The sequence below is a fragment of the Paracoccus sphaerophysae genome (assembly GCF_000763805.1).
In the GTDB taxonomy this organism is placed as follows: Bacteria; Pseudomonadota; Alphaproteobacteria; order Rhodobacterales; family Rhodobacteraceae; genus Paracoccus; species Paracoccus sphaerophysae.
In genome coordinates this window covers 1-11,016 of sequence record NZ_JRKS01000083.1, presented here as the reverse complement: position 1 = coordinate 11,016, position 11,016 = coordinate 1, and the positions used below count along the sequence as shown (strand labels likewise).

General features: G+C 71.1%; 10 protein-coding genes, 1 tRNA gene and 1 pseudogene. 3 read left to right on the top strand and 9 right to left on the bottom strand.

Translation table 11 applies throughout. From position 1 onward, the window contains the following. A pseudogene (locus IC63_RS15305) lies at positions 1-283 on the bottom strand (methylcrotonoyl-CoA carboxylase); the annotation flags it as partial. Positions 284-423: 140 nt separating this feature from the next. Here IC63_RS15305 and IC63_RS15300 point away from each other — a divergent pair. Next, positions 424-1,035: an OmpW/AlkL family protein gene (locus IC63_RS15300; protein ID WP_036721993.1), complete on the top strand. Its 612-nt coding sequence runs from the start codon at positions 424-426 to the stop codon at positions 1,033-1,035. A 56-nt stretch (positions 1,036-1,091) separates the two neighbouring features. Here the strand turns inward: IC63_RS15300 and IC63_RS15295 are convergent, their stop codons facing one another. The 5 genes from IC63_RS15295 to putA form a co-directional block, all read right to left on the bottom strand. Beyond that, positions 1,092-2,672, bottom strand: a complete 1,581-nt coding sequence (locus tag IC63_RS15295; RefSeq protein WP_232222641.1) for an AMP-binding protein — start codon at positions 2,670-2,672, stop codon at positions 1,092-1,094. Continuing rightward, the gene (locus IC63_RS15290; RefSeq protein WP_036721990.1) at positions 2,669-3,211 is read right to left on the bottom strand and encodes a lysozyme inhibitor LprI family protein; all 543 of its coding nucleotides are present in this window, start codon (positions 3,209-3,211) and stop codon (positions 2,669-2,671) included. The genes IC63_RS15295 and IC63_RS15290 overlap by 4 nt, the downstream gene beginning before the upstream one ends. A gap of 12 nt (positions 3,212-3,223) precedes the next feature. Then, the gene (locus IC63_RS15285) at positions 3,224-4,384 is read right to left on the bottom strand and encodes an isovaleryl-CoA dehydrogenase (RefSeq protein ID WP_036721987.1); all 1,161 of its coding nucleotides are present in this window, start codon (positions 4,382-4,384) and stop codon (positions 3,224-3,226) included. Between the two features lie 312 nt (positions 4,385-4,696). Next, positions 4,697-4,772 (bottom strand) — tRNA-Val (locus IC63_RS15280). A 130-nt stretch (positions 4,773-4,902) separates the two neighbouring features. After that, the gene (putA, locus tag IC63_RS15275; RefSeq protein WP_036721986.1) at positions 4,903-8,307 is read right to left on the bottom strand and encodes a bifunctional proline dehydrogenase/L-glutamate gamma-semialdehyde dehydrogenase PutA; all 3,405 of its coding nucleotides are present in this window, start codon (positions 8,305-8,307) and stop codon (positions 4,903-4,905) included. 113 nt (positions 8,308-8,420) lie between these two features. Here putA and IC63_RS15270 point away from each other — a divergent pair, with 113 nt between their 5' ends. Both IC63_RS15270 and IC63_RS15265 read left to right on the top strand, forming a co-directional pair. Then, entirely contained in the window at positions 8,421-8,882 is a 462-nt protein-coding gene (locus tag IC63_RS15270; RefSeq protein WP_036721983.1) for an Lrp/AsnC family transcriptional regulator, read from the top strand. 46 nt (positions 8,883-8,928) lie between these two features. After that, the gene (locus IC63_RS15265; RefSeq protein WP_198026346.1) at positions 8,929-9,300 is read left to right on the top strand and encodes an FHA domain-containing protein; all 372 of its coding nucleotides are present in this window, start codon (positions 8,929-8,931) and stop codon (positions 9,298-9,300) included. 3 nt (positions 9,301-9,303) lie between these two features. Here IC63_RS15265 and IC63_RS15260 read toward each other — a convergent pair whose 3' ends face one another. The 3 genes from IC63_RS15260 to IC63_RS18550 all read right to left on the bottom strand — a co-directional run. Further along, positions 9,304-10,365 (bottom strand): hypothetical protein, encoded by a 1,062-nt coding sequence (locus IC63_RS15260; protein WP_036721978.1) that lies wholly within the window; start codon positions 10,363-10,365, stop codon positions 9,304-9,306. Next, positions 10,362-10,760, bottom strand: coding sequence for a biopolymer transporter ExbD (locus tag IC63_RS15255; protein WP_036721976.1), 399 nt, complete (start codon positions 10,758-10,760; stop codon positions 10,362-10,364). The genes IC63_RS15260 and IC63_RS15255 overlap by 4 nt, the downstream gene beginning before the upstream one ends. Beyond that, positions 10,757-11,016: hypothetical protein (locus tag IC63_RS18550; protein WP_036721973.1), on the bottom strand; the 260-nt coding region annotated here is incomplete at its 5' end. The genes IC63_RS18550 and IC63_RS15255, both read right to left, overlap by 4 nt.

Genomic DNA, 11,016 nt, shown 5'->3' with positions numbered 1-11,016 from the left:
ATCCCGGTTCTCCGTTTCTGGAAATCGGCGCTGCGCCGTCATACATGGCGTGCGCGGCGGTAGCGCCGATTTCCAGAAACGGAGAACCGGGATCGAGCAGGTTCGCCACCCGTTCCCGCGGCGGCATCTTGCCGCGCGCAGTGTGGCGGGCCAGCGCCTCAGGGCCGCCGCCGGCCGCCGCCGCCTCGGCCGCCTGGCGGACGGTGTCCAGCATCTGAAGATGCGCGGCGCGGTTGGCGCGGAAGGCGTCGGAGGACGGCAAGGCGGTGGTGCGCAGCTTCATGCGGCGGGCTCCTGACAGTGCGAACCGGCGTGGCGCGTTGTCGCAGCCGCGGCAACCGGACCGGAAAGTTGATCTGGATCATGCCGATACCGCGACCGCGGGGTCATGCCCGCATCGTCACAGCATGACGGAGAGTTCCGATGAAGACGCTTTGCATCGCCTCCCTGATCGCCGGCACAACCGCCCTGCCCGCTGCCGCGCAGTCGGCGGGGGAATGGACCGTGGGGATCGGCGCCGGCAGCGTGCAGCCGAAAGACGACAATGGCACGGTCGCGGGCAGCCTGGACGTCGAGGTCGACGGCAACACCCGCCCGACGCTGACGGTCGAATATTTCCTGCGCGACAACGTGGGGATCGAACTGCTGGCCGCGACGCCGTTCCAGCACGACGTCAACATCAAGGGCGTGGGCAAGGTCGGCAGCGTCAAGCATCTGCCCCCGGTGCTGAGCGTCAATTATCACTGGGACACCGGCTCGGCCTTCCGGCCCTATGCCGGGATCGGCCTCAACTACACCAGCTTCTGGGGCGAGGACACGCAGGGCGCGCTGGACGGGGCCGACCTTGACCTCAAGCACAGCTTCGGCCTGGCGCTGCAGGCGGGGGCGGACTGGTGGCTGAACGACAAGTCTGCCATCCGCGGCACGCTGCGCTGGATCGACATCGACAGCGACGTCTATCTGAACGGCAGCAAGATCGGCGAGGTCGAGATCGACCCGATCGCAGTGCAAGCCGCGTATGTGATGAAGTTCTGAACCCGGCCGAGGCTGCGGGCTGCGGCGCCGGGCGCGCCGCGGCTGTGTGCGCAGGATCATGGCTCGCCCTCCGCCAGCCGGCGCAGCTCGCGGCGCATGACCTTGCCGGTCACGGTCATCGGCAGCGCGTCGAGGAAGGTGATCTCGCGCGGATAGGAATGGGCCGCGCAATGGGTGCGGGCGTGGTCCTGCAATTCCGTGGCGAGCGAGTCCGACGCCTCAATCCCCTCGCGCAGGACGACATAGGCCTTGACGATCTCGGTCCGCAGCGGATCGGGCTTGCCGATCACGCCGGCGGCGGCGACGGCGGGGTGCTTCAGCAGCACATCCTCGATCTCGGAGGGGCCGATCCGATAGCCCGATGATGTGATCACATCATCGTCGCGGCCGACAAAGCGGATATAGCCGTCCTCGATCACGCCGCGGTCGCCGGTCACCAGCCAGTCGCCCCGGAACTTCTCGGCCGTGGCCTCGGGGCGGTTCCAGTAGCCGAGGAACATCGAGGCGGCCCCGCCCCCTGACATATGGCTGCGGATGGCGATGTCGCCCTCGCCGTCGGTGGGCCGGCCCGCCGCGTCGATCACCTGCACGTCGAACCCCGGCACCGCCTTGCCGATGCTGCCCGGACGCGCCGGAAACAGCGTCGAGGCCGAGGACGCGACCATGTTGCATTCGGTCTGGCCGTAGAATTCGTTGATCGTCAGGCCAAAGGCGCGCCGGCCCCAGTCGAGCGTCTCGGCGCCCAGCGTCTCGCCGCCCGAGGCGACCGAGCGCAGGCCCGGGATCGCCGCGTCGGCCGCCTTGAGCATCCGCAGCGCGGTCGGCGGCAGGAAGGTCGCGGTCACGCCGCATTCGGCGATCAGCCGACGGCAGGTGTCAGCGTCGAACTTGGGCAGCCGCGCGGCGACGACCGGGATGCCCAGCGCCAGCGCCGGCATCGCCACGTCGAAGAGCCCGCCGATCCAGGCCCAGTCAGCCGGGGTCCACAGCACGTCCCGGCCGGGTTGCAGGCGGTCGTGGCTCATCTCGACGCCCGGCAGGTGGCCGGTCAGCATCCGGTGGCCGTGCAGCGCGCCCTTGGGCGCCCCGGTTGTGCCCGAGGTGTAGATCATCACCGCCGGGTCCTCGGGGCCGGTGGCGGCGGCGGGGAACGGCCCGGCCTCGGGCAGGGCGTCCTCCTCGGGGACGATGACCCGCAGGCCGAAGGGGGCGAGCATGGCGCGGCCCTCGGTGTCGGTCACCACGATGGTGATGCCGGCGTCGGTCAGGCGCAGGCGCAGCGCCTCGTCCCCGAACAGCTTGACGAGCGGCACCGAGATCGCGCCGGATTTCCAGATCGCGGCATGGGCGGCGGCGGTCCAGGCGGACTGGGTGCGCAGGACACCGATGCGCGCGCCGGGTTCGGCCGACAGCGCGTGCGCCAGCCGGTCGGTCATGTCGCGCAGCGCCGCGCGGCTGTGGCGGACGACGCCCTGCGGCGACCATTCCAGCACGGCGGTGGCATCGGGCGCGGCGGCGGCAGGAGCGTCGACGGTCTGCGCGCCCATGTTCATCGCGTCGGTCACGGGCCAGCGGAAGGCCGCGCGGGCGTCGGCGTAGCTGCCCGGCGGCAGCATCGGGGTCAGCATCGCGGTCATGGCCCGTCCACCGCTGCGCTGCGCGGCCCCAGCCGCAGCACCCGGTCCGCGATGGCATCGCGGCGGCATTCTGCGGCGGCGACATCGGCGGTTTCGGGGTCGAAGCCCAAGCGGTGCCAGTCGCATTCGGCGGCGAGCCACGCCAGCCACGCCGACTGGGCCCGGTCCAGCGCCGCCGCCCGGCTGGGCCGCGCGGCAGCGGGCTCGGCCGCAGGGGTGTCCGCCGCCACCGAATCCGAAGCGGCCGCGTCGTCGCGCAGCGTGGCGAGGGCGGCGTCCAGCCGCAACTGCCAGCCGGCGGTCTCCCCGGCGATGCAGCGCAGCGCATTGTCCACCGTGCCATCGGCGCGGGTCAGGCAGCTTTCCGCGATCACCCCCACGCACGAGGCCGGGTCGTCGGTCACCGGCGGCGCCGACAGGCAGGCGGCGATCGCCTCGGCCTCGGCCTGCCCCGCCGGCGCATCGGGCAGTGCCGGGGCCTGCGCGGCGGCAGGCGCGGCCAGCAGCCCCAGCAAAACGATCGCGCGGCGGATGCCCATCGCCCCTGCCCCTCAGTCCAGCGCCATCAGCTCGCGGCCGATCAGCATCCGGCGGATTTCCGAGGTGCCGGCCCCGATCTCCATCAGCTTGGCGTCGCGGAACAGCCGGCTGACGGTGGAATCGTTCAGGAACCCAGCCCCGCCCAGGGCCTGCACGGCCTGGTGCGCCTGCACCATCGCCTGTTCCGAGGCATACAGCACCGCCCCCGCCGCGTCCTGCCGCGTCACCTTGCCGGCGTCGCAGGCCTTGGCGACCTCGTAGACATAGGCCTTGGCGGTGTTCATCGCGACATACATGTCGGCGATCTTGCCCTGCATCAGCTGGAAATTCCCGATCGGCTGGCCGAACTGCCGCCGCTCGCGGGCATAGGGCAGCACCTCGTCGAGGCAGGCGGCCATGATGCCGGTGCCGATCCCGGACAGCACCAGCCGTTCATAATCCAGCCCCGACATGAGGACGCGGACGCCCTTGCCCTCGGTCCCCAGCACGTTCTCGAACGGGATCTCGGCATTCTCGAAGATCAGCTCGCCGGTGTTCGACCCGCGCATCCCCAGCTTGTCGAAATGCGGCCCCTGGGTGAAGCCCTTGGTGCCCTTCTCGACGATGAAGGCCGTGATGCCCTTGGACCCCGCCTCGGGGTCGGTCTTGGCATAGACGATCAGCGTGTCGGCGTCGGGGCCATTGGTGATCCAGTACTTGGACCCGTTCAGGACGTAATATCCGTTGCGCTTCTCGGCCCGCAGCTTCATGCCCACGACGTCGGAACCGGCGCCTTCCTCGGACATCGCCAGCGCGCCGACATCGGTGCCCGCGCACAGGCCGGGCAGGTATTTCCGCTTTTGCTCCTCGGACCCGTTCAGCTTCAGCTGGTTCACGCACAGGTTGGAATGGGCGCCATAGGACAGGCTGATCGAGGGCGAGACGCGGGCGATCTCCTCGACCGCGATGGTGTGGGCGAGGTAGCCCATCCCCGAGCCGCCGTATTCCTCGGACACGGTGATGCCCAGCAGGCCCAGCTCGCCCATCTCGGCCCAGAGTTCAGCGGGAAACAGGTTGTCGCGGTCCACCTGCGCCGCCATCGGCTTGAGCCGGTCCTGCGCCCAGCGATTCACCATCTCGCGCAGCGCGTTCACGTCCTCGCCCAGATCGAATTCCATGCCGCGCGTGAACATGACCCCTCCCAAGGTTATTTGAACGCGTGTTCAGTTAATCGGTTTATGCCTTAGTCCAGGGTTCCCGGTCAACAGTCTAAGCGGGGGACGGGGTGGTCGCGCAAGCCCTGCCCTCAGCCCGGCCGCGCGCCGCGCCGAACGGCGAGTCGAGCGCCGGGGATCGACCGAGCTGCGCCGGAAGACCCGAGCCATGACCAGGTTACTGATCGCCGCCGCAGCGGGGACTGTCACCGCAGTCTCGCCGCTGGCCGACTCGCCCCGCGATCCGGTTGGCTCGGAGCCGTGTGTTGGAAGCGGTCTTGGGCGTGAGCATGGTGGGCGGTGAGGGACTCGAACCCCCGACATTCTCGGTGTAAACGAGACGCTCTACCAACTGAGCTAACCGCCCGCCCGCGCCGCTTATGAAGCGCGCGCCGGAGGCTTGCAAGCCACCGGCGCGGACCATGTCGATGCCCGCAGACCGGCCGCCGACGCTAGATACTCGCCGGGCGTGCCAGACAGCAGGCGCGGCCCCGCCCTCACCCCGCCAGCAGCGCCGCGTTGCCGCCCGCCGCGGTCGTGTCCACGCACAGATGCCGTTCATGCGCGACATGGGCGAGGTCGGGCGCAGCCGTGATCAGCGGCAGGATCGCGCCCTCGCGCGCGGCGAGCGCCCGTGCATAGGCGCGGCCCTGCTCCGCGTCGCCCCACCAGACCGCGGCGGAAAACCCGCTGAGCGTGGTCAGCGCCTCGGGCGCGAGGCGGCCTGCGACCGTGACCGCTGCGCCGCCCATCGCGCGGATGGCGGCGGCCTGGGCCTCCGCGGCATCGGCGCCTGGGCCGAGGCACAGAAGCGGCGGGCGGGTGGTGAGCGTCAGGCGGTTCAGCTCTCCGGTCGGGCCGGGCAGCATGCGCTCGCCGATGCGGGTTTCCGGCGCGCCCGACAGCGCGGCCTGCACCGCCGTGGTGTCTGCCGGGTCCGACCAGTCTTCGCCTGCCGGGACGGGCTCGGGCGCAAGGAAGCGCGGCAGGTACTGCGGCCCGCCTGCCTTGGGGCCGGTGCCCGACAGCCCCTCGCCGCCAAAGGGCTGGCTGCCGACTACCGCGCCGATCTGGTTGCGGTTCACATAGATGTTGCCGGCATGGACGGCGTCGGTGATCTCTTGCACCCGGCCGTCGATGCGGGTGTGCAGGCCGAAGGTCAGGCCATAGCCGCGGGCGTTCACGTCGGCCACGACCCGGTCGAGCCGCTCGGCCGGGAAGGTCGCCACATGCAGGACCGGGCCGAATATCTCGCGGTCCAGATCGCCGATGCCCGCGACGCGGATCATCGCCGGGGCGACGAAGTGGCCGGCCCGGGGCACCGCCAGCCGGTGGATCACCCGGTTGCCCTGGGCGGCGACGTAGCCTGCGATCTCGGCCTGCGCCTCGGCGTCGATCACCGGGCCCACGTCGGTCGCAAGCCGCCACGGATCGCCGACCCGCAACTCGTCCATCGCCCCCGCGATCATCCGGATCAGATGCGGGGCGATGTCCTCTTGCACGTAAAGGCAGCGCAGCGCCGAACAGCGCTGCCCGGCCGAGCGGAACGACGAGGCGACGATGTCGCGCACCGCCTGTTCCGGCAGCGCCGTCGAATCGACCACCATCGCGTTCAGCCCGCCGGTTTCCGCGATCAGCGGCGCGCCGGGCGCGAGGTTGTCGGCCATCGCCCGGGCGATGGTCTGCGCCGTCGCGGTCGAGCCGGTAAAGACCACACCCCCGAGGCGCGGGTCCGAGGTGATCGCCTTTCCCACCGTGCCCCCCTTGCCCGGCAGCAGTTGCAGCGCCGAACGCGGAACGCCCGCCTCATGCAGCAGCCGCACCGCGATCGCGGCGATCACCGGGGTCTGTTCGGCGGGCTTGGCAAGGACGGCGTTGCCCGCCATCAGCGCCGCGGCAATCTGGCCAGAGAAGATCGCCAGCGGAAAGTTCCACGGGCTGATTGCGGCGATGATGCCGCGCGGGCGGCCGGTCACGGCCTCGCCCTCGGCAGCGTAATAGCGCAGGAAGTCCACCGCCTCGCGCAGCTCGCCCACCGCGTCGGGCAGGGTCTTGCCCGCCTCGCGCGCCAGCGCGGCGAAGATTTCGCCGAAGTTCCGTTCGTACAGGTCGGCCGCCGCGCGCAGCACCGCGGCGCGGTCGGCCGCGGGGGCGTCCCACGGCGCGGCATCGGCAATGGCGCGGGCGACGGTCTCCGGGTCGGCCTCGGTCACCTGCGCCACGACCTCCTGCGTCGCCGGGTTCAGGACCGGCCGCTGCGCACCGGTGGGCGGCGACACCGTCAGCGGCCCGGCATCCGGGACCGGGACGGACCGCGCCGCCTCGATCCGCGCCAGCGTCTGTTCGTCGGCCAGATCGAACCCCATCGAGTTGCGGCGCCGGTCGCCGAACAGCGCCTGAGGCGCGGCCAGCCCCGCGGGCGCGCGGGCCGAGCCGACGGCCGCCAGCGGATCGCGGGCGATCTCGGCCGGGGTCACCGCCTCATCGACGATCTGGTGGACAAAGGACGAGTTCGCGCCGTTCTCCAGCAGCCGCCGCACCAGATAGGCCAGCAGGTCGCGATGCGCGCCGACCGGCGCATAGATGCGGCAGCGGCCCTTGGTCTCGCGCAGCACGATGTCGTGCAGCCGCTCGCCCATGCCGTGCAGGCGCTGGAACTCGAACGGGATGCCCTGCGCCATCTCCAGCACCGCGGCGACGGTCTGGGCGTTGTGGGTGGCGAATTGCGGATAGATCCGGTCGGCATAGCCCACCAGCTTGCGGGCGTTGGCCAGATAGCTGACATCGGTCGCGGTCTTCGAGGTGAACAGCGGGAACCCCGGCAGGCCCTCGACCTGGGCGCGCTTCATCTCGGTGTCCCAATAGGCGCCCTTGACCAGCCGGACCATGATCCGCCGGTCCAGCCGGGTGGCGAGCCGATACAGCCAGTCGATGACCTCGCCCGCGCGCTTGCCATAGGCCTGCACGACGACGCCAAAGCCGTCCCAGCCGGCCAGGGAGGGGTCCGACAGCACCGCCTCAATCACCTTCAGCGACAGGACCAGCCGGTCCTGTTCCTCGGCGTCGATGTTCATGCCCATGCCGCCGACCTTGGCCTGCCGGGCCAGCCGCAGGACCACCGGGACGAGTTCTGCCATCACCCGATCCTCTTGCGCGACCTCATAGCGGGGGTGCAGCGCCGACAGCTTGATCGAGATGCCGGGGTTCAGCTCGACCGCGCCCTTGTCGCAGGCCCCGGCGATGGCCGCGATCGCGTCCTGATAGGCGCGGTCGTAGCGGGCGGCATCCTCGCCGGTCATCGCCGCCTCGCCCAGCATGTCGTAGCTGTAGGTGTAACCCTGCGCCTCGCGCGTGCGGGCGCGGTCCAGCGCCTTGCCGATGGTCTCACCCAGCACGAACTGGCGGCCCATCTCCTTCATCGCCCGGCCGACGGCGGCGCGGATCACCGGCTCGCCCAGCCGGCGGATCGCGCCGCGCAGGGTGCCGGCGATGCCGCCCTTCTCGTCGTCCAGCACCTTGCCGGTCAGCATCAGCGCCCAGGTCGAGGCGTTGACGAGGCTCGAGGACGCCTCGCCCAGGTGCCGGCCCCAGTCCGAGGGAGCGATCTTGTCCTCGATCAGCGCGTCGATGGTGTCGCGGTCGGGCACCCGCAGCATCGCCTCGGCGAGGCACATCAGCGCGACACCCTCGCGGGTCGACAGGCCGTATTCGGACAGGAAATGTTCCATCAGCGAGGGGCTGGCCTCGGCGCGGATGCGGCGGACCAGGTCCTCGGTGCGGGCGGTGATCCGGTCGCGGGCCTCGGGCGACAGCGCCGTCGCGGCGACGAGATCGGCGACCAGATCGGCCTCGGGCCGGTATTTCGCGTCGGTGGTGAAGGCCGAGAAATAAGGGGCGCGCATGCAACGTCTCCGCAAGGATATCGGCCAAGGCATATCGCCTTGGCGCTGGACGTTCTGACCAAAGACGCGCAGGATCGTGGTCTAACGGAACAATCTCGCGGCACTTTGCAGGCATGACCGACCAGCTTGACTCCACCAACCGCAAGATCCTGCGGGAACTGGTCGCCAATGCCCGCATCCCGATCAGCGAGCTGGCCCGCAAGGTCGGGCTGTCAAAGACACCCGTGGCGCTGCGGATCCGGCAGATGGAGGCGATGGGGCTCATCACCGGCTACCGCGCGATCCTGTCGCCGCTCAAGCTGGGGCTGACGCATGTGACCTTCATGCAGCTGCGGCTGTCCGACACCCGGCAGAGGGCGCTGGAACAATTCAACGCCGAGGTGCGCAAGATCCCGGAAATCGAGGAATGCTACATGATCGCCGGCGGCTTCGACTATCTGCTGAAGGTCCGCTCGCGCGACATGGTCGAGTTCCGCCAGCTGATGGCCGAGCGCATCTCGTCACTGCCCCATGTCAGCGCCACCTCGAGCTTCGTCGCGATGGAGGCGGTGGTCGAACAGAGCTGGAGCGCATGAGCCGCCCGGCTTGCCGCTGCGCTACTCGGGCCATAGGAATTTGCCCATGCCACTGAGATTGCAGATCGAGAACTTCCTGACGCTGGAGAATGGCGAGGCGATCAGCGTTGCCGTGCCGGAAACAGGCCTGACGGTCGGCCGCGGCGCCGGCATGGGCTGGGTGCTGCCGGATGCGAGCCTGCATGTCTCGGCCCATCATTTCGACGTTCTCGGCCACGGCGAGACGTGGATCCTGCAGGACCGATCGACCAACGGCACCTATCTGCAGGGCGAGCGGCAGCGGCTGGACCACCCGCATCGGCTGCGCCACGGCGACCGCTTCCAGGTCGGACCGTATATCGTCGTCGCGCTGATCGAGGGGCCTGCGGACCTGCCCGAGCCGCCGCCCGGCTGGCCCGGCGGGCCGCCGCTGGACTGACGCTCAGCGCAGATAGACGCTGGCGACCCCGATCAGCGCGTCCTGGCCGATCTCGGCGAACAGCGCATCGAAGAACGGTCCGGCCAGCTCGCCGGCATGGGCAGCGATCGCCGCGGGCCGCCGGGGCGCCGCCAGCGCCACCAGCAGCAGCTGCGTCTCGCGCGCCGCGCCGTCGCGGGCCACCGGGGCGTCGAAGGCGACGCTGCCCGCCGACTGCCGCAGGAACGGCCGCAGGTCGTGAACGACCCCGTTGTCGTCGATCAGCAGCAGCGTGGTGTCATACCCCTCGCCGTTCGTGATCCGCCCGCGCAGCGCCTGGCCGCTGGCGACCGCCTGCGAATCGAGCGAGAGCCCCAGCCCGAACACCGGATAGCGCGGGTCGCGCCGGGCAAAGCCCACCGCCGGGCACTGGCGCGCGTCCAGCAGTGCCGCGTTGCGGCCGATGCCGGTCCCGCCCAGCCCCTGGGTCAGGCTGTCCATCAGCGGCGTGATGGCGCGGTCGTCGTCGGCGATGATGGCGAGATCCAGCGCACCGTCCCGGATCTGCGGCAGGGCGAGCAGGCAGGGATCGGTCAGCCGGCCGCGGATTCGGTCGACAAGCTCGAGGAGCCGTGGATCGGGCGGTGGGGCTTCGGCCTGCGGCGCGGGAGCCAGCGGAGGAGGCGCCGTCGCGGCGGGTGCGGCGGCGATGGCGGCAGGGGCATTGAGGGGACGCAGCACCTCGGGGATGGGCTTCAGCGGCAGGTCGGCCGGATCGCTGGCCGGCACCCTCGTCGAGCCAGCGGGCACGGCCAGGCTGGCTGGCGCGGGCAGCGGGGCCGTCGTGGCGGCGGCGATGACCTCGCCCGCCGGCGCGGCGACGGTCCGCAGCGGCTCTGCCGGGGCGGCGGCCGGGTCCACGGTGATGGCGGTGATCTCCAGCGGCGCGGCTTCGGCGGCGGGCTCGGGCGCCAGCACCCTCAGCGCCGGGTGCGACAGCGCGAACCCCAGGGCCGCGAGATGCAGCGCCGCGGACAGGCCGGCGGCGACGGCCCAGTCGGGCGCCTCGCGCCGCGCCCCGATCACGGCGCCCCCTGCGCGCCCAGCGTCACCAGCCGCAGGTCGTAGCCGGCGAGGACGGGGGCGCTGAGGGTCCGGACCAGCAACTCGGCCGGCGCCTCGCGGTCGATCATCAGGTGCAGCAGCCGGTCGCGACCGGCCATTGCCGCCGGCAGCAGTTCGGGCGACACCGGCTGGCCGTCCAGCTGCCAGTCATCCTCGGCCCGGACGATCAGGATCGGCCGCGGCAGCTGGTTCAGCGGCAGGTCGCGGGTTTCCGACAGGCGCATGTCTGCGGCCGACTGCGGGGTCTGGCCGACGATCAGGAAGAAGAACAGCAACAGCAGCACGATGTTGACGATCGCCAGCGAGGTGTCGATGCGCACCCGGTCCCGGCGCTTTCCGAACGGGCCGGCGATCATTGCGCCGCCCCGCCGCCGGCGATCTGCACCGAGGTGATGCCGCGCAGGCTCAGCGCCTGCAGCACGGTCACGACCTGCTGCACCCGCGCGCCCTGCCCGACCACGACCAGCACGTCCCGCGTCCCCTGCGCGACCAGCGCATCGGCCAACACCGGCAGACGATCGGGCCCGAAACGCTGGCCGCTGGCGGTGATCTGCCCGTCAGGTCCCAGCGTCCAGACCGCGGTGCTGCGGATGTCTGTGCCCCGGCCCGCCC